The organism is Bacillus sp. KICET-1 (assembly GCF_027721405.1).
Taxonomy (GTDB): domain Bacteria; phylum Bacillota; class Bacilli; order Bacillales; family Bacillaceae; genus Bacillus; species Bacillus velezensis.
The window spans coordinates 3,167,372-3,194,209 of record NZ_CP113515.1 but is presented as its reverse complement, the minus strand read 5'-3'; the positions used below and the strand labels follow the sequence as shown (position 1 = coordinate 3,194,209).

Below are 26,838 nucleotides of genomic sequence, written 5' to 3'. Positions count from 1 at the left end.
AGGAATGATATCGGAAAAAATCAATATCTCACTGGATCATCCCATCATGAAGGGCCATATGGTCTTTGGTGAAGCGGTATTGCCCGGTCTTGCTTATATCGATTTGATTTATCAGGTTTTTCAGGAACACGGTTATGTATACAATGAGCTCGAATTGAAGCACGTTACGATTTATCAGCCTTTAACCGTCAGTGAAACGGCTGCAATCATTCTGACCATTCAATGTTCTGATAGCGGAGATGGAAAGTGGCTCATCTCCCTTTCAGGGCAGAAACAGCAAGGTGACGAGCTGTCAGACAATATACAATATGCGACGGCTGAAATGGTGAAAAGAGACGCTGTCACATTTGACGAAACCATTGATTTCGGCGATGTGAAGCAGTCAGGCAGATCTCTGAATCTTGATGACATGTATAACCGCTGCCTGGATCATGACTTGGTTCATTCCGGCATGATGAAATCGAACGGACGATTGTACGAAACAGAAGGCGGCATGCTGGCTGAGCTTTCTTGCGAAGAAGGAAAAGATTTCTTTTTATTCCATCCGGCCCTTTTGGATGCGAGCGGAATCGGGGCGAGCGGTTTGCTTTCTGAAACAAACCGGCTTCACCTGCCTTTATATTATGAATCGTTCACGGCCGCCGACAGGCTGCAATCAGAGTGCACGGCGCGTATCGCCGCTTCCGGCGTCCGTCAGGAAAAAGAACTCACAACGATGACGATCGAGTACTTCAGCCGATCCGGACAAAAGGTGGCGGAGCTTAAAAACATTACGGGAAAAGCGGTTCGGCTCGAAGAAGACGCGAATACAGCCGAACAGAATCAACAGGCTGCAACTGAGCCGGAAAGCACAGATGAAAAAGACATCATTCTGTTTTTAAAGAAGCTTTTGGCTGATAAGCTTGGTCAGCCTTGGGAGACGCTGGACGTTCTTGCAGGCTACTATGAGCTTGGGCTGGATTCATCTTCTTTGCTTGAGATTGTACAGGATATCAGTAAAAAGACGGGTGCGGACCTCGCGCCCACTCTTCTCTTTGAATATACAAATATAAAAGAACTCGCAGCCTTTTTGAAAAAGACCGTTTCATTTGAATGTGCGGAACGTGCAGCCGAACCATCACGGTCTGAAGCTGAAGCACCGGACGCGCCAGAACATCATAAAAACACCGGAGACATCGCGATTATCGGAATGGCCGGCCGCTATCCGAAAGCGAAAAGTGTGGAGGAGTTTTGGGAAAACCTGAAGGCAGGCACGGATTGTATCACTGAAGTTCCGAAGTCCCGATGGGATTGGCAAACATATAAAAACGTAACGTCCCCGTCAGGAAAAACAGTATCAAAATGGGGCGGTTTCATTGACGATGCCGACTGCTTTGATCCGCAGTTTTTCAGAATCTCACCGCGTGAGGCGGAAACGATGGACCCGCAGGAGCGCCTGTTTTTAGAAACATGCTGGGAAACGATTGAAGATGCGGGGTATACGCCTGAAACGCTGGGAAATAAAGGGGAGAAACAGCATCCGATCGGCGTATTTGCAGGGGTGATGCATAAAGATTATTCCTTAATCGGCGTAGAACAATTATCTGAAACTGATCCTTTTCCGGTTTCACTGAATTATGCGCAGATCGCCAACAGAGTGTCCTATTATTGTGACTTCCACGGGCCGAGCATCGCGGTGGATACCGTTTGTTCCTCATCATTGACCGCCGTCCATCTGGCCATTGAAAGCATCCGCCGCGGCGAATGTGAAGCCGCGCTTGCGGGAGGGGTGAACTTGTCGCTGCACCCGGCGAAATATCTCAGCTACGGAAGCGTGGGCATGCACTCAAGTGACGGCCGCTGCCGTACATTCGGCGAGGGCGGGGACGGCTACGTTTCCGGAGAAGGAGTCGGTGCGGTATTGCTCAAGCCGCTGGAAAAAGCCGAACAAGACGGCGACCGCATTTACGCGGTCATTAAAGGAAGCGCCGTTAACCACGTAGGGAAAGTAAGCGGAATTACCGTCCCGAGTCCTGCTGCACAGGCAGAAGTCATTAAGGCCTGTCTGAAAAAAGCAGGTATCAGCCCGCGGACCGTCAGTTATGTGGAAGCCCATGGCACGGGTACTTCGTTAGGAGACCCGATTGAAATTGAAGGTCTGTCAAAAGCGTTCAGCCAAGGGACGCAGGATCAGCAATTTTGTTCCATCGGTTCGGTCAAATCAAATATCGGCCACGCAGAATCAGCGGCGGGGATCAGCGGGTTAACAAAAGCGGCGCTGCAGCTTCATCACAAAACGCTTGTCAAATCACTGCATTCTGCGGAATTAAATCCTTACCTGAAATTTGAGGGATCTCCTTTTTACGTACAGCAGCAGACTGCTCCGTGGAAGCAGCCGGCAGCCGAAGAAAACGGTAAAGTCACACATTATCCGCGCCGGGCCGGACTCAGTTCCTTCGGTGCATCAGGTTCGAATGCCCATATCATTTTAGAAGAATACATTCAGCCTGAACAAAAAGCGCCTGCACCTGAGAACGATGCAGCAAAACTCATCCCGCTGTCAGCAAGAAATAAAGACAGGCTTCTGGCCTATGCGGAAAAACTAGCCCGATCGCTTTCAGAAAAGACGGTGCTGTCTGAACTGGCTTATACTCTTCAGACAGGACGTGAAGCAATGGAGGAGAGAGCTGTCTTCCTTGTAAATGACACCCGCGACTTGAAAGAAAAGCTGAATGATTTCGTAAAAGGAAACGAAAACATCCCCGGTCTTTGGCGCGGACAAGCCGAGCTGCCGGAACTGAGCGAACCCGCTCCCGAGACGGATGATCCGAGACGGCTTGCCGAGTTATGGGCAGAAGGGAAAACAGTAGATTGGAATAAGCTGTACGGTTCATATAAACCGCGTAAAACAAGCGTTCCGACGTATCCGTTTGCAAAAGAACGCTATTGGATTCCGCAGCAGAAAAAACAGGAGAAAAGCCCGTCAGGAACAGTGCTGCATCCGCTTTTACAAGAAAATACGTCAGATTTTTCGCAGCACGCTTCACGTCTCTTTTTACGGGAGATGAATTTTTCCTATCTGACCATGTCGTCAACGGACAAAAAATACTGCCGGGTGTCGCCTATTTGGAAATGGCCGCAGAGGCGGTCAAAAAGGCCGCTGCCGTGAAGGAAAAAGGCCATAGCGTCACACTCAGGCAGGTTGTTTGGGTCCGTCCGGTCATGATTGAAGACAAACCGAAAGAAATACATATTGCCCTTTACCCAGAAGATAATGGTGAGATTACCTATGAAATATACAGTGAGGCGGAAAACGACGAAGATCCGGTTATTCACAGCCAGGGTGAAGCGGTCATTACCGAACAGGGCAGCGCCCAGATAGATATCGAGTCTGTCAAAGCTTCCTGCAATTTAGGAATCGTGACTGCGGAAGAATGTTACGGTGCTTTTGAGAAGATCGGTCTGGATTACGGAGAGGCATACAGGGGCGTACAGCAGTTGCTGCTTGGAGAAGACCGATTATTGGCCCGTATTTCACTCCCGGCTGCCGTACATGACAAAAAAGAACAGTATACGCTTCACCCGAGTATGATGGACGCCGCTTTTCACGCCTCCGTCGGTCTGCTTGTCCGGTCGATACATGACGATGCAGACAGCCACGAGCTTTCTTTGCCGTTTGCGATGCAGGAAGTGGAAGTGTACGGACCGTGTCCTGAACATATCTGGTCATATATCCGGTACACAGAAGGCAGCAAAGCAGATGACAGCGTAAGAAAATTTGACATTGATATGTGTGATGATGCCGGTACGGTTTATGTCCGGATGAAAGGCGCGTCCGTCCGGGCGCTTGACACAGGCCAAACAGCGGGCGGAGAAACCTCGGAGGCGCCTGTCGGCCATACGATGCTGATTCCGGCTTGGGAGCCTGTTGCGCTTGAAAAAGCCGGGGAAGCAGCGGTGGATAAGCAGACGGCAGTATTCAGCGGAACGGATTCGAGACATACGCGCATAAAAGAACATCTGCCGAACGCTTCCTATTATCCGATCAGAAGCACGGATGATATCGCATCTCTTACGCACATGCTTGAAGGACAAAAAGAACTGGAGCAAATCATTTGGCTTGCTCCGCAGGCTGAGAGTGCTGACAGCCTCAAGGAACAGGAAAGGAACGTTCTTCATGTGTTCAAGCTGATGAAAGCATTACTTGCCTTAGGGTACGGAGAAAAACGTTTGGACTGGTGCATCGTCACAGCAAATGCCCAGCCGTTTTCGGATCAAGACAGCGCCGACCCGTCACAAGCCGCAGTCAGCGGACTTGCCGGAACAATGGCGAAAGAATATCCGCATTGGCATATCCGCATGATTGACACAGAAACGGACGGCAGCTGGCCGATCGAAGAGGCGCTCAGTCTTTCTGCCGGGAAAAACGGTCAAATTTGGGCGTACCGCAATCAGCAGCTGTTTGAGCGGCAGCTGATCCCGCTTGACAATATGCCGACAAACGGCACGCTGTACCAAACAGGCGGGGTTTATGCCGTGATCGGAGGCGCGGGGTATCTTGGCGAGGCATGGAGTGAATACATGATCCGCCGCTACAAAGCACGCATCATTTGGATCGGAAGAAGCACACTGAATGATTCCATACAGGCGAAACTCGACCGGCTCAGCGCATTCGGCCCGGCGCCTGAATATGTTTCCGCCGATGCCGCTGACAGTTCTTCCTTAGAGCGGGCTTATCAGTTCATAAAAGAGCGCCACACAAAAATAAACGGCGTTATCCACTCGGCAATGGATCTGTCTGAGCAAAGCTTAAATAATATGAAGACAGAAGAGTTCAAATCGGTGCTGCGGGCAAAAGCCGATGTAAGTGTGTCCATGGCTGAGGTATTCGGACGGGAGCCGCTTGACTTTGCGCTCTTCTTCTCCTCGCTTGTGGCATTTATTCATAATGTGAAACAAAGCCATTATGCCGCAGGATGCGCCTTCAGTGACGCATTTGCGAAAGAACTTGCTCAGAAATGGAACTGCCCGGTCAAAGTCATGAATTGGGGCTATTGGGGCAACAGCGAAGCGGCTGAAGACGGCAATTTTATTCAGCTGATGGATCAGATCGGATTGGGATTGATCGAACCGGACGCTGCGATGGAGGCGCTTGAAACACTTATGACGATGCCGGTTGATCAAGCAGCCTTCATTCATACGACAAAACCGGTCGCAGTAGAGGGGATGAATGAACGAGAAACGATTTCCGTTTATCCGCCTCAGCCGCTTGTAACCGGACAACAGCCGAAGGCCGCTCCGCCCGGCGCACGTCTTGTAAGAGGGGCTGAACATCAGGAGCTTGATGATTTTCTGTATCAGCTTTTGATCGCCCAGCTTAAAGAAGCAGACTTGCTGACGCCGCAAAGCCTTAAAGCGTATGAGCCTGAACACGAATATTTTAAAAAATGGCTCGATCAAACGATCACCTTCCTTCTGGAACACGGCTATCTGGAAGGGAATGCCGATTCATTTACACTGTCAGCCCGCGCCGAAAAAACAACCGCCTCGCTATGGCGAAAATGGGAGCAGGAAAAAGCGGAATGGCTCAATAACGCTGATACAAAAGCGATGACTGTTTTAGCCGAGACGATGCTTAAAGCACTGCCGGACATTCTGCGCGAAGACGTGCCGGCCACGGATATCATGTTCCCGCACTCTTCAATGGAACTTGTTGAAGGAATTTATAAGCACAATCAAGTCGCGGATTACTTTAACGACGCCCTGTCAGATACATTAACGGCCTATGTGAAAGAAACCATCAGTAAAAACTCAAAAACTGCCATCCGTATACTGGAAATCGGAGCGGGCACAGGCGGCACAAGCGCAGGCATATTTGAAAAGCTTAAGCCGTATCAAAACCATATAAAAGAATACTGTTACACCGATGTATCGAAAGCTTTTCTCGTGCATGCGGAAACAGAATACGGCAAACAGAATCCTTATCTGACTTATAAACTTTTTAACGCGGAAGCGCCGCTTTCCGGTCAGGACATAGAGCCGGGCGCATACGACATCGTCGTTGCGGCCAATGTGCTTCACGCGACGAAAGACATACGCCAGACGCTGAGAAACGCCAAAGCCGTTTTAAAAGACAACGGCCTGCTGCTCTTAAATGAAATGGCGGGAAACAGCCTGTTCCCGCATATTACTTTCGGGCTGCTTGAAGGCTGGTGGCTGCATGAAGATTCTGACCTTCGTATTCCGGGATGTCCGGGCTTGTATCCAAAAAGCTGGAAGCGCGTGTTAGAAAGCGAAGGCTGGCATTCTGTCTATTTCCCGGCAGAAGCGGCACATGATTTAAGCCATCAGATTGTAGCGGCAAAAAGCAACGGCATTGTCCGCCAAAAAACGCTTAAAGCAGGAGGCGTAACACCGGCCGCACTGCCAAAAGCAGCACAAGCGCCGGAACTTCAGCCGCAAACAACGGCCGAAAAAAGCGATACAGCTTTAACAGAAAAAAGCACTGAGTACTTAAAAACGTTAATCGGAGAAACGTTAAAAATTCCGCCGGCTCAAATTGATCCGAAAGCGCCGCTTGAAAAATACGGAATTGATTCTATCGTCGTCGTACAGCTGACAAATGCGTTACGAAATGTGTTAGACCAAGTCAGCAGCACCTTATTTTTTGAATATCAGACGATCGAGGCTCTCGTCGGCCACTTAATCAAAACAAAAAAAGCCGCGATGATCAAACTGACGGGACAAGCGCCTCTTCATGAAGAACCAGAGGCGGCATCCGAACCGCAGGCTGTACAGCCGGCTAAGCCGCTTCGCACTGACTGGCGGCGGAGAGAAAAACGGGCAGCCAAAGAGGCCGTCCGGCAAAGTTCGGTTCGCGACGTGGCCATCATCGGCGTTTCAGGACGCTACCCGCAGGCAAAAACAGCGGCTGAGCTTTGGGCTAACATTAAAAAAGGAAAAAACTGCATAGAAGAAATCCCGCAGGAACGCTGGAACTGGCAGGATTACTACGATGAAGAAAAAGGTAAAGAGGGCTCTATTTATACGAAATGGGGCGGATTCATTGAAGATATGGACAAGTTTGATCCGCTGTTCTTTCAGATTTCTCCATTGGAAGCGGAGCGCATGGACCCGCAGGAGCGATTATTTTTAGAAACGGCGTATGCGAGTATCGAGGATGCCGGCTATACGCCTGACAACCTGTGCCAAAGCAGAAAAATCGGTGTTTTTGCCGGCGCGATGAACAAAAACTACCCGACAGGCTACGGCTACTGGTCCATTGCCAACAGGGTATCTTACCTTTTTGATTTCCAAGGGCCGAGCATTGCCGTTGATACAGCCTGCTCTTCTTCTTTGACGGCCATTCATCTGGCGCTTGAGAGCATATACAGCGGTTCAAGCGAATGCGCGATTGCTGGGGGCGTAAACATAGTGACCGATCCGATCCATTATATGAATCTGTCAGTCATGAACATGCTTTCCGCAGGTGACACGTGCAAATCGTTCGGAGACCGCGCGGATGGTTTTGTCGACGGAGAAGGGGTGGGCGCGGTCGTGTTAAAGCCGTTAGACCGAGCGATTGCCGACAACGATCACATTTACGGTGTGATTAAAGGAAGCACCATTAACAGCGGAGGCAAAACGAACGGATACACGGTTCCGAATCCGAATGCGCAGGCCGCCTTAATAAAAGAAGCTTTCGAAAGGGCAAACGTTCCGGCGCGCACCGTCAGTTATATTGAAGCCCACGGTACGGGCACCGCATTAGGAGACCCGATTGAAATCGCCGGATTAACGAAAGCATTTGAAGAGGATACAACAGACAAACAGTTTTGCGCCATCGGCTCCGCAAAATCAAATATCGGTCATTGTGAAAGCGCCGCGGGCATTGCGGGTCTGACAAAAATATTATTCCAGCTGAAAGACCGCCAAATTGCGCCGTCCCTGCACGCGGAACAGCTGAATCCGAATATTGATTTCGCGTATACGCCGTTTGCCGTACAGCAGGAGCTCGGTGAGTGGAAACGTCCCGTCATCGGCGGCAGAGAGCTTCCGAGAAGGGCGGGGTTAAGCAGCTTCGGCGCGGGAGGAGCAAACGCCCACCTCGTCATAGAAGAATATACGGCAGACAAAGAGCCTGATGAAACGCTGGCAGATCAGCCCGCCATCATCGTCCTGTCCGCGAAAAACAGCGAACGGCTCACTGAAAAAGCAAAACAGCTCAGAGACGCCATCCGTGAAAAAAGATACAGCGGCAGCGACCTTATGAGCATAGCTTTTACTCTCCAGACGGGCCGGGTGCCGATGGAAGAGCGTCTCGGCTTTATCGTTCATTCACTTCATGAACTTGAGGAAAAACTGAATGGATTTATCGCCGGACAAAACAGCGCCGGACTGCACCGTGACGGCACGGAAGAAAACAAACGGATGCTTGCCGTATTTTCGGCGGATGATGATATGGAAACAATCATAGACGCTTGGATCAGCAAACGGAAATATTCTAAGCTGCTGAGCTTTGGGTAAAAGGATTGGACATCGATTGGGCGAAATTATACGGAGACCGTCCTCCGGCCCGCATCAGCCTGCCTGCTTATCCGTTTGCGAAAGAACGCTTCTGGCATCAGCAGCCTGTACAAAGCAAGGCCGCGCCCGTTAACGCGCCGGCTGACGAAAATGATCCGGCGGAGCAGTTTGAAGTAATGACTTTTAGAGAAGTTCTTAAAGAACAGGCTCTGCCGGCAGCCGGAGAAAAGCAAGTCAAAACGGTGATTTCTTTCTTATCTGATCAGAAGAAGCAGCAGGAAGCCGTCTCTGTGGTCAAATCGTATGACAGTGACATTGACGTTATTTTTATCGCTCAGGGAGACCGGCATGAGGCTCTGTCCGCCGGCCGCTGCCAAGTGGTGCGGGAAGATCCGCAATCATATGTGAACGCTTTTGCGGATATTCAAAAAGAGTACGGTGAGGCTTCTGCCATTTTGTATTTATGGGCGCTTGAAGATAAAAGCTGCATCGAAGATTATTCATGTATCGTTCATATTCTTAAAGCAATGGCTGAGACCGGTCTGCAGCCGGAAAGGCTGTTATTGGCGGGGGAATATGCATCCGGTCTGGAAAGGTGCTACTTGGAATCATGGATCGGCTTTGAGCGTTCGCTCGGCATTGTTCTCCCGAAAACAAGTGTTACCGGCCACTTCAGAAAAGCCGGTGCGGCCATAACGGACTGGATGAGAACCATTTGGGACGAGCTGAAAGCTGAAACAGACCATACTGTTTTCTTGGAAGAGGGAAAACGATATGTCTATCACACCGAACCAACCGGACTAACGAAAGAAAACAGCAGGATCAGAACCGGCGGAACATATCTCATTACAGGCGGATTAGGAGGGCTCGGCTACTTATTTGCCCGCCATCTCGCCCGGAACTACCAGGCAAATGTCATTCTCACGGGGCGGTCGCCGATCAATGAAGAAAAGAAAGAAAAAATGAAAGATCTGGAAAATCTCGGCGCGGGTGTTCTTTACGCCGAAGCCGATGTTTGTGATCCGATCGGAATGGGCGACTGCATCAAGCGCGCGAAAGAACGATTCGGAGCCATTCACGGCGTCATTCATGCGGCGGGCATCGAAAGCAGAACATCCGTCTTTGAAAATGAAATCGGGAATTTCCGCAGTACGCTTGAACCGAAAATAAACGGAAGCCTGCTTCTTGACGAGTGGCTGAAAAACGAAACGCCTGATTTCATCTGCTACTTTTCATCCACATCGGCTGTTTTAGGGGATTTCGGCTGCTGTGATTATGCGGTCGCGAACAGGTTCCAAATGGCGTATGCCCGCTATAAAAACGAACAATCCGAAAGCGGAAACGCTTTTGTCATAAACTGGCCGCTCTGGAAAAACGGCGGAATGGCCGTCGGCGGTGAAGAGACGACGGGCATGTACCTGAAATCAAGCGGTCAGCGCCTGTTAGAAACAGATGAAGGCATTGAGCTTTTTGAGCGCATCATTTCTCAAGACAACACCCAGTGCCTTGTCATTGCCGGCGAAAGAAGCCGTGCCGAACGATTTTTAGGCATACGGCGGGACGATTCATTAAAAACGGATGCGCTTTTGGAAACCGTGAGCCGCCGCATCCCGGAAGAAAGCGCGGAAAAACGGCTCGAAGCGGATTTGAAAGAGCTGATACACAGTCTGCTGAAAATATCCAAAGATAAACTCGTCCTGCATAAAAACTGGGCGGAATTCGGATTTGATTCCATCTATTTAGCCAAATTTGCCGCTCTTTTGTCGAGTCATTACGGCATTGAAGTCACTCCGGCGTTATTTTACAGCTATGCCACGCTCGGAGACGTCATCAGCTATTACCTGACAGAACATAAAGAAACGATCGAAACGTTTTACCGAACGGAAGAAACCGAAACAGAAGCCGCCGCTCCGGATAACAAGGAGTATACGGATCAGGAGATCATCGCCATGATGAAACAGGTCTCTGAGGGGACATTAGATTTTAAAAGAGTGCAAGACATCATAGAAGGGAGTAAGACCTATGAATCATAAAGAACTTCTCGATGCCTACAGATCAGGAACGCTCACCATCGCTGAAGTAGAACAAAAGCTTCAGGCTTTCAAGCGGACAACTGCAAAACGTCCGCTTTCTGAAGGCCAGAAAGGTTTGTGGATGCTTCAGAAAATGTTTCCGGAGATGAGCGCATATAACATTCCGTTATGCTTTCGTTTTCAAAAGCTGGATGTCGAGACATTCAAAAACGCCCTTTTGTCCGTGCAGCGCCAGCACCCTATTTTGACCAGTGTGATAAAAGAGGAAAACGGCCTTCCGTATCAGATAGAAGATACGGATCGGCATTTTCCGATTGAAGAAATGGATCTTTCCGAATTAAGCGGGCGTGATGCGCTTACGTTTATTAAAGAAAAAGCAAAAGAACCGTTCTCGCTTGAAACCGGGCCGCTCCTGCGTGTTCAAGTATTCCGGCGGGCGAAGCGGGAGCCGATTGTGTTAATTACCATTCACCATATCATTTTTGACGGCGTCTCTCTTATGACGTTTATGTCGGCGCTGCTGGACGCTTATGTAAAAGCAAGTGAAGGCAAAGAACCTGTCATGCTTCAGCAGGCCGCAGATTATCATGACTTTGTGAAATGGGAAAAAGAGCTGCTGGAAAGCGAAGCGGGAAAAACGCATCTGTCTTATTGGAAAAAGCAGCTGAAAGGACCGCTGCCGGTGCTTGAGCTTCCGTCGGATTATCCGAGATCATCGGTTCAAACTTGCAGGGGGCAGGCGTATCAGCGCTTGCTTCCTGATGAACTGAACCGGCAGATTAAAGTTTGTGCCCAAAAAAATAATGTCAATGAATCCGTTGTGTATCTCGCTATTTTTAAAGGACTGCTCTATCAATATACGAATCAGGAAGATGTCATCGTCGGCATGCCGACGATGGGGCGTTCTGAGGCTCAATTTGAGTCTGTCATCGGATACTTTATTAATATGATCGCGGTCAGAAGCAGGGAGACGGGCGCCAAATCTTTTACGTCGTTTTTGAAGGAGCTGCAGCTGACACTGGCAGAAGGGCTGGACCATGCCGCGTATCCGTTTCCCGCGCTTGTAAAAGAATTGAAGACGGAACGCTCGCCTGCGGTGTCGCCTGTTTTTCAAACCGCGTTTTTCTATCAAAACTTCTTCCGGACAGAAGGAGCGGAAAAGCTGGCGGAACTATATCAATCACTCGGCATTGAAATGATAGAAGACATTCATCAGGAAGGCGAATTTGAGCTTGCGCTTGAAGTCTATAAAAAAGAAACGGGAACCGTCCTGCAATTTCTGTACAACCCGGATGTCTACAGCCCTTCTTTCATCGAACGAATGGCGGAGCATTATATGAAACTGGCAGAAAAGGTGCTTTCTGATCCGGAGATCGCTTTTGAAGCATGTTCCGGCCTGCTTAATCAAAAACGTGAAGCAAGCCGTTCATCCCATCAGCCGAATGAGCGCTGCATTCATGAAGTGTTTGCGGAAAAAGCCGGACGCCACCCTGACAGAGAAGCCGTCACATTCGGTGAAAACAGTCTTACATATCGCGAATTAGATGAACGAAGCACGGCGCTCGCTGTGTACCTGCAAGAAAAGGGCGTCACACCGGAATGCCCGGTCGGCATTTGTACGGAGCGTTCTTTTGAGATGGTCATCGGCATCCTCGCCATTTTAAAAGCGGGAGGCGCGTATGTGCCGCTGGACCCGGCTTTTCCAAACGAACGGATGGCGCACGTGTTGACTGACAGCGGCGTTTCAATCGTATTAACGCAGGAAAAGACGCGCGGCATGATTGAACAGTTGGCCATCGGCGGTGTGAGCACGGTGGAAATTGAAAACCGCGGACGTTCTGTCAGAGGGGCACAACTGACGCCGCGTTCAAAACCGCATCATCTCGCTTATATTCTATATACATCCGGAAGCACGGGAAAACCGAAAGGCGTCATGGTTGAGCACAGAGCCATCATGAATACGCTGCAGTTTTTAGAAGCTGAGTACCCGGTCGCTCAAGAGGATGCCTATTTGTTAAAAACGAATTACGTATTTGACGTTTCGATTTCTGAATTATTCGGCTGGTTTATCGGAAACGGACGGCTTGTCATTTTGCCGCCTGGTGCAGAAAAAAATCCGCAGCTTTGCATGGAATACATCCAAACCCACCAGGTCACGCATCTGAATTTTGCGCCCGCCGTGTTTAATGTATTTCTGGAAACGGTAAAGCGGCATACGGCATTTACAGAAGACGGCCCTGTGAAGTATGTGATGGTGGCAGGTGAGGCGTTTCCGAAAGATTTAGTCAAAAAGTCAGTTTCCATCTTCAAACATGCCAGAATTGAAAATATATACGGCCCGACGGAAACATCCATTTATGCCGCTTACTACAGCTGCGGCCAAAAGGAAATCACAAGCAGGAATACGCCGATCGGGAAACCGATTCACAACACGCGGCTTTATATCGTCGATGAAAAGCTCAGCCCCGTTCCTGACGGTGTGGCCGGGGAGCTTTGCGTGGCCGGCGCCGGTCTGGCCAGAGGCTATTACAATCAGCCTGAGCTGACGGCGGCATCATTTATTGATAATCCGTTTAGTGAAGGAGAAAAACTTTACAAGACAGGTGATTTGGCCAGATGGCTGCCTGACGGAAATATAGAATATGCCGGCCGGATTGACAGTCAGGTGAAAATCCGCGGCTTCCGCATCGAATTGGGAGCGATTGAAACGAAATTGAGCGAACATCCGGATATCCTTGATCAGGCGGTAGTTGTTCAGGAAAAGAACGGACATAAAAAGCTGATTGCTTATTATACGGCCCGCTCCGGTCATACGGCAGATGAAAAAGCGCTCCGCAACCATCTTTTATCGAGTCTGCCGGATTATATGGCGCCTGCCCATTTTATCCGTCTGGATGCGCTGCCGTTAACACCGAGCGGAAAAGTGAACCGCAAAGACCTAAAACAGCGCAAGGTAATCGTTCACCGGTCTGAAAAGACGGGCAGACTGCCGTTATCAGAAGCGGAAGCGAAAGTGACCGCAATATGGGAAGACCTGCTGAATACGGCGGGCATCAAAACCGAAGACGGCTTTTTCGATGTGGGAGGCGACTCGCTTCTGGCTGTTGCAGCGGCAGAACGCATTAAACAGGAGCTGGAATGCGATTTTACCGTCACGGATTTATTCGAACACTCTACCATTCAGGCGATCAGCCGATTTATTGTTGAAACAAAACAGGCAGCTGAATCAGAGGTGCCCGGCCAAGATGAAAGAGAAAAAGAACATACACCGCAAAACGGGATGCCGTCTTACTTTGAAGACAGTGTGGCGATAGTGGGGATTTCCTGCCAGTTCCCCGGCGCGAAAAATCATCATGAGTTTTGGAAGCAGTTAAGAGAAGGAAAAGAAAGCGTCCGTTTCTACTCGGAAGAAGAACTTCGGGAAGCCGGTGTGCCTGAGGATTTGATCGAAAATCCCGACTATGTGCCGGCATTATCGACGATAGAAGGAAAAGATCTCTTTGACCCTGAGTTCTTTCACATTTCTCCGAAAGACGCAGAATTTATGGATCCTCAGCTGCGGCTTCTGCTGCTTCATTCTTGGAAAGCCGTCGAGGACGCGGGATATGTATCGAAAGAGATTCCGAAGACAAGCGTATATATGTCGGCAAGCAATAATTCGTATCGGTCGCTTTTGCCGGAAAAAACGACAGAAGGCCATGAATCTCCCGACGGCTATGTGTCATGGGTGTTAGCGCAGAGCGGCACGATTCCGACGATGGTTTCCCATAAGCTCGGATTAAAAGGGCCAAGCTATTTCGTTCATTCCAATTGCTCATCATCATTAGTCGGTCTTTATTCAGCCTACAAAAGCATAACGAGCGGAGAATCGGAATACGCGCTCGTCGGCGGAGCAACTCTGCATGCAGCGGCCGGCATCGGCTATGTGCACCAAAACGGATTGAATTTTTCAAGCGACGGGCATGTCAAGGCATTTGACGCTTCAGCCGACGGTATGGCGGGCGGAGAAGGAGCGGCCGTCATTCTGCTGAAAAAGGCGTCACAAGCCGTTCAGGACGGAGATCACATATACGCCATGCTCAGAGGCATCGGTCTGAACAATGACGGAGCGGATAAAGTCGGTTTTTACGCACCGAGTGTAAAAGGCCAGACTGACGTCATCCAGCATGTTTTAGACAGCACGAATATTCACCCGGAGACGATTTCCTATATCGAAGCGCACGGCACAGGAACGACATTGGGTGATCCGATTGAGATGTCCGCGCTGCAGCAAGTGTATAAACGTTACACGGACCGGGAGCAGTATTGCGGGATCGGCTCCGTAAAAACGAATATCGGACATTTGGATACAGCAGCAGGTCTGGCCGGGTGCATCAAAGTCGCCATGAGTTTATATCACCGGGAGTTGGCGCCTACCATTAATTACACGTCACCGAATCCGAATATCAAATTCAGCGGTTCGCCGTTTTATGTGGCGGATAAGCGAAAACCGCTTCCGGAGAGAGAGACGCCGCACCGCGCAGCGTTAAGCTCATTCGGACTCGGAGGAACAAACGCACACGCCATTTTTGAACAGTACGAAAACAAAGCGATCAGCGGATCAAAGGACGGACAGCCGCCTTTTATCGTTCCGCTGTCAGCGAGAAATAAGCAGCGTCTTACTGCCTATGCATCTTGTTTATCCGGCTTTCTGGATGAAGCCGAAAACGATGTTTCCTTGCATGATCTGGCATTTACGTATCAGACCGGACGTGAAGCGATGGAAGAGAGAGCCGTTTTTATCAGTCATGATCGTCACGATTTGAAGCGTCAGCTGCAGGATTTTATCAACGGCAATGACCAAAACATCTTACGGGGCGAAAAAGTGAGAAGCAGAGAAGTGTCAGCTCAGGAGATGGAAGAGCTTGCGTCATGTCAGACACGGGATGAAAAGCTGAAAGCACTCGCGGCGCTCTGGGTTGAAGGAGCGCGTGTCGATTGGGGCTTATTGTATCAGGATTCCGCGCCGCAAAGAATCAGTGCGCCGACCTACCCGTTCGCAGAGGAGCGCTTCTGGCCGGAGGAAACTGTGAAGCAAACGGATACCAAACTTTTGCATCCGTTGGTACATCAGAATACATCTGTCTTGCAGGAGCAGCGGTTCAGTTCGGAATTCACGGGAAAAGAGTATTTTATTGCCGAGCATATCATTAAAGGAATGGCGATCGTGCCGGCTGCCGTTACTCTTGAGATGGCACGGGCCGCGGCGGAGAAAAGCATCGGCGGGGCAACAGAGGAATCTCTGGGCCTGCGCTTAAAGAATATTGTTTGGGTCCGCCCGGTGATAGCCGATCAGGACGCTGTCCGTGTCCATATCGGACTTTATGAAGAAGAGGACGGACAGATTCATTACAGAATGTACGGGGGTAACGATTCTATCGGTGAAGAAGCTCCTCTTTATAATCAGGGCATCGCTGAAATCATCCGGAAGGAACCGGAGGAAGCGGCGGATATTGAGCAGCTGAAGCGCCGGTGCACACAGGGAATAATCGAATCTCAAGCGTTTTACAAAGGAATGATCGGTGCTGATTACGGGCCCGGATACAAAGGGGTGCAGCTTGTATACAAAGGAGAAGACCGGCTGCTTGCTAAATTGAAGCTTCCTGAATCCGTCTCTCATACAAAAGCTGATTATATCCTTCATCCGAGTATAATGGACGGTGCGCTTCAGGCCGCCGAATATTTACAAAACGTGACGAGAGCGCTGCTTGCAGAAAGCGGGGAACCATTCAAAGCCGCATTGCCGTTTGCTTTAGAGGAGCTGGACGTTCTGAAGCCGTGCGCTGATGATATGTGGGTGCTCGTCACATTCAGTGCGAACAATAAAGCCGGCGATCCTATCCAAAAAGCCGATATTGATCTATATGACAATAACGGCGGGCTTTGTGTGCGGATGAGAGGTTTCTCAACGCGGATCATGGAAGAAAACGCGGGTGCCGGCATTTCGGTCAGCCGTACGGACACATTGCTCGCTGAACCGGTCTGGAAAGAGCAGCCGGAACCGGCGGACCACGAGCCTTCGTATGAAGAGCATATCATTTTCCTTTGTGAGTACGATGAAGCTGTAAAACAGGCCGTGGAAGCAAAGCTTGAACATGCAAGCGTCATTATCTTGGACGATCGTCCCGCATCTATTGCAGAGCGGTATCATTCTTATGCGGGTCAGATGTTTGACCATATCAAAACCATAATGAAAAGCAAGCCGATGGGCCGCGTTCTTCTTCAGGCTGTTACGCGGTCAGCAGGCTTACAGCAGGTGTTCTCAGGCATTACCGGACTCTTCAAAACCGCATGCCTTGAACATTCCAAGCTGATCTGTCAAATGATCGAAGCCGAGGAGGAAGAAAGTGCTGAAGGCATAGCGGAAAAAGCGTCCGAAAACCGTATGCATGCCGAAAGCGTCCATGTGAAATATGAAAACGGCAAGCGCTTTGCCGCTGATTGGGGAGAAATGGATATACCTCAAGCGGAGCCGGACATTCCGTGGAAAGACGAAGGCGTTTATCTCATTACAGGAGGTGCGGGAGGTTTAGGTCTGATTTTTGCAAAAGAGATCGCAAACCGTACAAAAGACACCGTCATCATACTAACCGGCCGGTCCGCTCTCAGAGAAAAGCAGAAAGACATGCTGGAAACAGTACGTGCTGCCGGCGCTTCTGTTTTCTACGAGCAGACCGATGTCACGGACGAAGCAGAAGTATACCGATTGATCCGCAATATCCGCAAACGGCACGGCAGGCTGGACGGGATTGTTCACAGTGCCGGCATTATAAAAGACAACTACATGGTGAAGAAGACGGCAGAGGAATACCAACACGTTCTCGCTCCGAAAGTGAAGGGCCTTGTGTATCTTGATGAAGCGTCACAACATGAGAAATTAGATGTCTTTATTGTCTTCTCATCCTTATCAGGTGTGCTTGGAAGCGTCGGCCAGGCTGATTATGCGTCTGCAAATGTCTTTATGGAGATGTATGCCGAGTACCGCCGTTCTTTACAAGCCGCAGGACAAAGATACGGAAAGACGCTTTCTGTCAGCTGGCCGTTATGGAAAGAAGGCGGAATGCAGGCAGGAAAGCAGACGGAAGATATGCTGATGCAGGAGGCGGGAATCGCACCGCTCGGCACAGATGCCGGCATCAAGGCTTTATATCAAGGCTTGATGAGCGGGACAGCCCGGATGACGGTTGTTGAAGGAGATGTGAAACACATGAAAGCAAAACTGTTCCGCAAAGAGAATGATCATCCGGAAGCAGAGACCGGCGTACGTCATGACATTGATGCTGACAGCCTGCTTGAAAAAGTGAAGCATCTGTTAAAACAGCAGACGGCCTCACTGTTAAAAGTAAACATTGACAAAATTGATCCTCATGAAGAAATGACAAAATACGGGCTGGATTCTATCTCGATGACTGAGTTTACGAACCAGTTAAACAAAACGTACCGGCTTACATTAACGCCGACGATTTTCTTTGATCATCCGACAATCCATGAATTTGCCGTTCATTTAATCAGTGAATACGAAGAGGAATTTGCCGGACGGTTTGCGGTAAATACAAAAACGGTTCAATCGGCAAGACCGGTAAAAGAGACTCAAATCACGCGCCCGGCCGTTAAGCGACGCCGCACTCTGCCTGAGACACTTCCGCAGACAGTGCAGCGGGACCAAGGGCCGGAACCGATCGCAATCGTAGGCATCAGCGGGATTTTCCCGATGGCAGAAGACATTGAAGCTTACTGGCAGAACCTGAAAGAAGGCAAAGACTGCATGACCGAGATTCCGAAAGACCGCTGGGACTGGCGGGACTATTACGGGGATCCCGCAAAAGAAGCCAATAAAACAAACGTCAACCAAGGCGGGTTTATTGACGGAATTGCTGAATTTGATCCATTGTTTTTCGGGATTTCACCGCGGGAAGCGGAGCAAATGGACCCTCAGCAGCGACTCTTGCTGACGCACGCGTGGAAAGCGATTGAAGATGCCGGATATGCGTCAAAGAGTCTCTCAGGCACAAAAACAGGTGTGTTTATCGGGACCGGAAATACCGGCTACGGTTCTCTTTTAGCCAATGCCGATGCGGAGATTGAAGGGTCATCCGCGGCGAATACAAGTCCGTCTGTCGGACCGAACCGTGTCAGCTATACGCTCAATCTGCACGGGCCGAGCGAACCGATTGATACCGCCTGCTCAAGCTCGCTCGTTGCCATACACCATGCCGTTTCTTCAATTGAAGAAGGGACGTGCGACATGGCTTTGGCGGGAGGAATCAATACGATTGTTCTTCCGGATGTGTATATCAGTTTTGATAAAGCGGGCGCGCTGAGTAAAGAAGGAAGATGCAAAACGTTCTCTGATCAGGCTGACGGTTTTGCCCATGGTGAAGGAGCCGGTCTCTTTTTCCTCAAAAAGCTGAAAGCCGCTGAGGCGGATGGGGACCACATTTACGGCGTCATTAAAGGAAGCGCGGTGAATCACGGCGGCCGCGCGGCATCTTTAACAACGCCTAACCCGAAACAACAGGCGGAAGTCATTAAAGCCGCATACAAAAAAGCGGGCATTGATCCGAAAACAGTCTCTTATATCGAAGCGCACGGCACCGGAACAGAACTGGGAGATCCCGTTGAAATTAACGGCCTGAAACAAGCGTTCAGCTCGTTTACAGACGGAAAAGAGAAAGCGGCCGGCTATTGCGGCTTAGGGTCGGTCAAAACGAATATCGGCCATTTATCCCTTGCCGCGGGGGCAGCGGGCATTATTAAAATTTTGCTGCAGATGAAGCATCGGACACTAGTAAAAAGTCTCCACTGTGAGACGGTAAATCCGTACATTCAGCTTGAAGACAGCCCGTTTTATCTGGTGCGGGAGACGATGGAATGGAAGACGCAGACGGACGAACGCGGTAACGAACAGCCGCGCCGCGCGGGCATCAGCTCATTCGGCATCGGAGGCGTAAATGCCCACGTCGTCATCGAAGAATACATCCCAGAAGACAGAGAGGAAGCAGATGATTCTCATATCGATCCATGTCTTTTCGTTCTGTCCGCCAAAAATGAAAAACGCCTGAAAGAGCAGGCAAAACAGCTGAAACGTGCGCTTACTGAAAAACGGTACGATCAATCCTCCCTCGTTTCTATGGCATATACCCTCCAAATCGGAAGGGACGCCATGGAAGAACGCCTGGCGGTTATTGCCGGATCCGCAGAAGAACTGCAGGAAAAACTGTCACAGTTTATCACTGGAGATAAGCACGCGGACTTGTACAGAGGAAGAATAGACAAAGGCACGCTGCAAATGCTGACGGAAGATGAAGAAATTCAAGAAGCCGTTGAAAAATGGATGGCCCGCGGCAAATACGCGAAGCTGCTTGAATTGTGGGTCAAAGGGCTGAACGTCGATTGGGCGAAGCTGTATGGAGACCGGCCGCCTAAACGTATGAGCCTGCCGTCGTATCCTTTTGCAAAAGACCGTTATTGGGCGGCGAAACATACCGGAAAACACGAAAAAACAAAAACTGTATCTGCCGGAAAACAAGACGCGCTTCATCCGCTTCTGCACAGAAATACTTCAAACCTTGCAGAACAGCGGTTCAGTTCAATCTATACAGGAGAAGAATTTTACCTTGCGGACCATGTTGTAAAAGGCGTGCCGATTTTACCGGGAGTGGCACATCTTGAAATGGCGCGCGCAGCAATGGAACAGGCATCTGAAGTTCCGGCCGGACAAGGAAGCGTCAAGCTTAAGAATACGGTTTGGGTGCGGCCGATCACCATTGAAGACGAGCCGGTTCATGTCAACATCCGTCTCATTCCTGAAACGGCAAATGACGTTCAATTCGACATTTACAGCGGCCGGGACACAGATCAGCCGTCCGTTTACAGCCAAGGGGCAGTATCAGTCCGCCCTGACGCCGAGGCTCCGGTCATTGATCTCCAAAAGCTGAGATCACAATCCGCCGAGACACCGTTTTCTGCAGATGAAGTGTACGATATGTACCGCAAAATCGGTTTTGATTACGGCCCGGCTTTCCGGGGTGTCAAAGCGATTTATACAGGTGATGATTTCGTATTGGGCAGACTGTCACTTGATGCGGCTTGTGCGGACACGGTACAGGAGTATGTCATGCATCCGGGCTTAATGGACTCTGCATTGCAGGCATCAAGCATATTAACCGGAACAAATGATGAAAAACTGATGCTTCCGTTTGCGGTTCAGGAGCTTGAAGTATTCAGCGCATGCGCTGCCGAGATGTGGGTTTACGCCAGACTTTCTGAAGACCACAAAGCCGGCCAGATTGAAAAACGCGATCTTGATATTTGTGATGAAAACGGCAAGGTTTGCGTAAGGCTGAAAGGTTTGTCATTCAGAATGGCTGAAAAAGAACCTGAGAAAAAAGAAAAAGCTCCGGGAACGCTCATGCTTGAGCCGGTATGGACCCGAAGTGATGAAACCGCCGTTCAAACGGAACCGGTTTTTGCCCGGCATATCGTGTTGCTTTGTGACACAGAGGCCGGATTGAAACAAGCCGTTGAAGCCGCGGGAGCTGCATGTATTGAAATGACCTCCCAGCACGGGAAAGCGGCGGCGCGCTTCCGTGATTATACAGGACGGATATTGGAGACGCTGCAAAAACTGCTGAAGGAAGAGACGGATGGAGACGTCTTCATCCAGACGGTTCTCTCTAAAACAGATAAGCATCAGCTGCTCTCAGGCATTTCAGCTTTGTTAAAAACAGCCGGCCTGGAACATAAAAAACTGAAAACCCAGCTGATTGAAATAGAACCGGCGGAAAACGGCAGAATCACAGACATCATCAGAGAAAATAAAACACGGGCTGATGACAGCCATATCAAATATGAAAACGGCATCCGATACAGCGCAGATGTCAAAGAAACGGCCGTGTCCGGCGGCAAAATACGCATTCCGTGGAACGACGGAGGCATTTATCTCATTACCGGAGGAGCCGGGGGCTTAGGCTTTATTTTCGCGAAAGAAATCGCCCGCAAAGTCAAAGAGCCGATACTGGTTTTGACAGGCCGTTCCGCATTAAGCGAGAATCAGCGGATGCAGCTGCAATCGCTTGAATCACTCGGAGCAAAAGCGGAATACAGGCAGGCTGACGTAACAAACGCTCAAACTGCGGCAGACCTGGTCAAAACAATTGAGACGGAATATGGCGGCCTTCACGGCATCATTCATAGCGCGGGTGTGATGAAAGATCAATATATCGCAAAGAAAACAACCGAAGAGTTTTACAGTGTATTGGCTCCTAAAACGGACGGATTTGTCAACCTTGATGAAGCAACCGAGCATTTAGCGCTGGACTTTTTCATCGTTTTCTCATCCATTTCCGGCGTCACCGGGAATGCGGGACAGGCGGATTATGCGGCGGCAAACGCATTTATGGACAGCTATGCGGCATACCGCAACGCGCTGGTTACCGCAATGTACCGCCACGGTCACACATTGTCGGTCAATTGGCCGCTTTGGAAAAACGGCGGAATGCAAGTCAATGAAGAAATGGCGAAGCTCACCGAAAAAAGAACCGGCGTAACGCCGATGCGCACTGAGGCCGGAATAGAAGCTCTTTACAAAGCATGGAGCATGGGGAAAACAAGCGTGCTCGTCATGGAAGGAAACCGCGCCGTAATGCGGGAAAAGCTGCTTCAAAAGACTCCTGACGCCGCTTTTGCACCGGTTAAGAAAACGGATGAAACGTCTGCGCCGAAAGACCTGACGGCAAAACTTCAGGAATTGCTGGCAAAAGAGGTTTCCGGGCTTCTGAAAATAAACATTGAAGAAATCGATATCGAATTGGAGTTTAATCAATACGGATTTGATTCCATTACGCTGACGGAATTCGCCAACAAGCTGAATGACACTTATCAGCTTGATCTGACACCGACCGTATTTTTTGAATATGCGACGATTCAAGCCTTGGCGCATCATTTAGCAGAAGACTATCAAACACAATTTGCCGGCAGCACACAGCCGAAAGAAGAAAAACAAAGCAGCGTAACTGATGATGGCGGTATCAGACTGGCAGGGAACAAACGATTTGCAAAAACTGCCGTACAGCCTGTTCAGACGGCGGCTGAACATAAACCGGAACCGATCGCCATTGTCGGCATGAGCGGAGTGTTTCCGAAGGCCGCAAATATTGATGAGTATTGGCGCAACTTAGAAGAGGGAAAAGATTGTATAACAGAGGTGCCGGCGGATCGCTGGGACTGGCGTGAGTATTACGGTGACCCGCTTAATGAAGCCAATAAAACAAATGTAAAGTGGGGCGGATTTATTGACGGAGTTGCGGATTTTGATCCGCTGTTCTTCGGAATTTCACCGCTGGAAGCCGAACAGATGGATCCCCAGCAGCGCTTGTTAATGATGTATGCGTGGAAGGCGATAGAAGATGCGGGATATTCCGCTAAAAGCCTTTCCGGCACGAAAACAGGCCTGTATATCGGCACGGGGAATACCGGATACGGCTCACTGTTTTCCGACCTGGATATCGGCGGTGCGTCAGCCGCAAATATGAGTCCGTCAGCGGGACCGAACCGCGTCAGCTATATGCTTAATCTGCACGGGCCGAGTGAACCGATCGACACGGCTTGTTCCAGCTCGCTGGTCGCGATTCATCACGCCGTATGCGCCATTGAAAACGGGAACTGCGATATGGCGATCGCCGGCGGCGTGAATACTGTCGTCACACCGCAAGGCCACATCGCTTATGACAAAGCCGGCGCTCTGAGCAAAGAAGGGAAATGTAAAACGTTCTCCGACAGGGCGGACGGATTTGCCGTCAGTGAAGGTGCCGGAATTCTGTTTTTGAAAAAGCTGTCAGAAGCGGAAAAAGCGGGAGATCATATCTACGGTGTCATTAAAGGCAGCGCGGTCAACCACGGCGGACGCGCGAACTCCTTGACGACACCGAACCCGAAAGCCCAGGCGGAAGTCGTCAGAACGGCTTATGACAAAGCAGGCATTGATCCGAGAACAGTCACTTATATAGAAGCGCACGGAACCGGAACGGAGCTTGGCGATCCGGTCGAAATCAACGGCCTGAAATCCGCCTTTCAAAAGCTGTACGAAAAAACAGGCGATTCCGCCGTTTACGCGAGTCACTGCGGTCTGGGTTCGGCCAAAACCAATATCGGCCACCTGTCACTGGCAGCCGGTGTCGCGGGTGTGATCAAAGTGCTGATGCAGATGAAGCATAAAACACTTGCAAAAAGCCTCCACAGCGAGGTCATCAACCCGTATATCAAGCTGAAAGACAGTCCGTTTTACATCGTACAGGAAAAAAGAGAATGGACGGCATTGAAAGACGAAAACGGCAATCTTCTGCCGCGCCGTGCGGGAATCAGTTCTTTCGGCATCGGCGGCGTAAACGCCCATGTCGTCATTGAAGAATATATCCCGAAGGAAGAAAGAAAAACAGCTGTTTTCACACACCCTCAAATCTTTGTGCTGTCGGCCAAAGAAGAAGAACGTCTGCAGGAACAGGCGCAGCAGCTGGCGCAAGCTTCTTTTACGGATGCGGATCTTGCCGATGTTGCTTACACGCTTCAGCAGGGGCGTGATGCCATGGAAGAAAGAGCGGCCATTATCGCTTCCTCGGCCGAAGAACTGCGGGACAAGCTAAAGAGCTGTGCGAAAGGACGTTATGATATAGCGGGCATTTATAAAGGAAAAGCGGGTAAAACCTCCCTGAAATCCATTCTGGCAGGTGCAAACGGCGAGGCGGATATCGAAGAGCTGATAAGCCGCCGAGAGAATGACAAGCTTGCGGAATTATGGGTGCAGGGCGCGGATATCAAATGGGACGGCTTATATTCTGATATCAAGCCTCAACGGCTGAGTCTTCCTGCTTACCCGTTTGCGAAAGAGCGGTACTGGATCACGGACAACCGGCCGAAAGCAGAGAAACCGCAAGCTGTGCCGACGTCGCGGGTGCTGCACCCGCTGCTTCACGAAAATGTATCAGATTTAACAGAGCAGCGGTACCGATCCGAATTTACGGGACAAGAGACGATTTTCACCGATCATCTTATTAAGGGCAAGCCGGTTATGCCGGGCGTTGCCTACTTGGAAATGGCTAGGGCGGCGGTTGCTCAGGCAGTCAAAGGTCAAAAGGAACGTCCTTCTGTCACCCGCCTGAAAAACATCGTTTGGGTTCGGCCGATCGAAGCGGGAAACCGCCCGATTGAAGCGCAGATCAGCCTGAACCCGAGGGAAAACGGTGAAATCGTGTATGACGTTTACACGGATTCACAAACAGAAGCAAGCGGCAGGCAGATACACTGTCAGGGGGCTGCCGGCATTCTCAGCGCCGGGGAGGCTCCGCACCGTGATATAGGCGCACTGAAAGCTCAATGCGGCCTCAGTATACTGACTTCTGAACAGTGTTACGGCTTATTCAGCAAAATCGGCATTGACTACGGTCCCGGACAACAAGGAATTCAGCAGATTCATATCGGAAGCAATCAAGCATTGGCTGAGCTCCGGCTGCCTTCCTTCCTCGAAGAAACGGCAGATCAATACGTTCTTCACCCGTGTATGCTTGATTCAGCTTTACAAGCGACAATCGGTCTGAAGCTGCACGCAGATGATAACCAGCTGTCACTGCCGTTCGCCCTTGAAGAACTGGACATTTTCAGCCCGTGCACGACAAGCATGTGGGCGTATGTCAGCTCCCGGGGAACGGATGAAAAAATACAGCGTATGGACATTGACTTATGCGATGAGACAGGCCGGGTCTGTGTCAGAATTAAAGGGATTTCTTCCAGAATGATGGAAGGCCCCGCGCCGGAAACATCATTAAATGGAGCAAACCTTCTGGCTCCGGTGTGGGATCTCGCGGAATTCCGTGATCAAAGCCCGGCATATAAGACGGAAGAGGTTGTCTTTATCGCGGGGGATGAGGAAAGCGCGGTTTTTCAATTGCATCATCCTTCTGCGAAACGGCTTAATATCAACCCGGAGGATGAAATAGAGGCTGTTGCGGCTGAACTGAAAGCAACAGGGTCTTTCGGGCATATCGTATGGATCGCTCCTTTTCACAGCGCTGACGACATGGTAAAAGCTCAGGATGCGGGCGTCATCCAGATGTACAGAGTGATTAAGGCAATGCTTGCTTTAGGATACGGAGGCAAGCGAATCAGCTTGACTGCAGTCACAATAAAAACACAGTCCGTACAGCCGGCGGACATTATTGATCCGGCTCATGCAGGCATTCACGGTTTGGTCGGCTCGCTCGCAAAAGAGTATCCGAACTGGCAAACAAGGCTGATTGATGCCGGATGTCCGGAAGATGTTTCAAAGGCGGAGCTGTTCTCAGCGCCGTTTGATGAGCAAGGCAATACATGGGCGTACCGGAACAATCACTGGTACAAACAGCGCCTTATTCCTGTACAGCAGCCGGTGTCAAGCCGGCCCGCTTACCAACAAGGCGGCGTTTATGTCGTCATCGGCGGCGCGGGGGGCATCGGCGAGGCATGGAGCGAATATGCCGTGAAAACATATCAGGCGCGAGTCGTTTGGATCGGCAGACGAAAACATAACAGCGCCATCCAGGAAAAAATCGACAGACTCAGCCAATTCGGCCCGGCGCCGATTTATATTGAAGCTGACGCGGCAAATCCGAATGAGCTCACACGGGCGTATGAAACGATCAAACGCACGCACCCGCAAATTAACGGAATCATCCATTCCGCAATTGTTTTAGAGGATCAGAGCCTGAAAAATATGCCGGAAAGCCGTTTTAAAAGCGTGCTCGCTGCAAAAGTCAATGTCAGCGTGAATATGGCCCGCGTGTTCCAAAATGAGCCGCTGGACTTTGCTTTGTTCTTCTCATCTGTTCAATCATTTGCACGAGCGGCCGGACAAAGCAATTATGCTGCCGGGTGCAGTTTCAAAGATGCCTTTGCCGCTCATTTGGCTCAAGTCCGGCCGTATTCGGCGGCAGTGATGAATTGGAGCTACTGGGGCAGTGTCGGAATCGTATCATCTGCCGATTATCAAGAACGGATGAAACAGGCGGGAGTCGGATCAATTGAAGCGCCCGAAGCAATGGCGGCGCTTGAACGATTGCTCGGCGGCCCATTGAATCAGTTCGTCATGATGAAACAGGCGGAAGAGCCGGAGGAAAAACCGGAAGAAATGATAGAAGTATACCCTGAACATCACGGCTCGGCGATGCAAAAACTGCGAAGCTATCAGCCTAAAGTAACAAGACATGTACAACAATTGAGTTAAGGAGGGGAC

At 50.2% G+C, this 26,838-nt stretch carries 1 protein-coding gene and 1 pseudogene; both read left to right on the top strand.

The annotated features are described in order from the left end of the window. The first annotated feature begins 4 nt into the window (after positions 1-4). Positions 5-10,538 (top strand): annotated as a pseudogene (locus tag OVA33_RS16150) (SDR family NAD(P)-dependent oxidoreductase). After that, positions 10,528-26,829, top strand: a complete 16,302-nt coding sequence (locus OVA33_RS16145; RefSeq protein ID WP_063636648.1) for a non-ribosomal peptide synthetase — start codon at positions 10,528-10,530, stop codon at positions 26,827-26,829. Before OVA33_RS16150 ends, OVA33_RS16145 begins: the two are co-directional and overlap by 11 nt. The last annotated feature ends 9 nt before the right edge of the window (positions 26,830-26,838 follow it).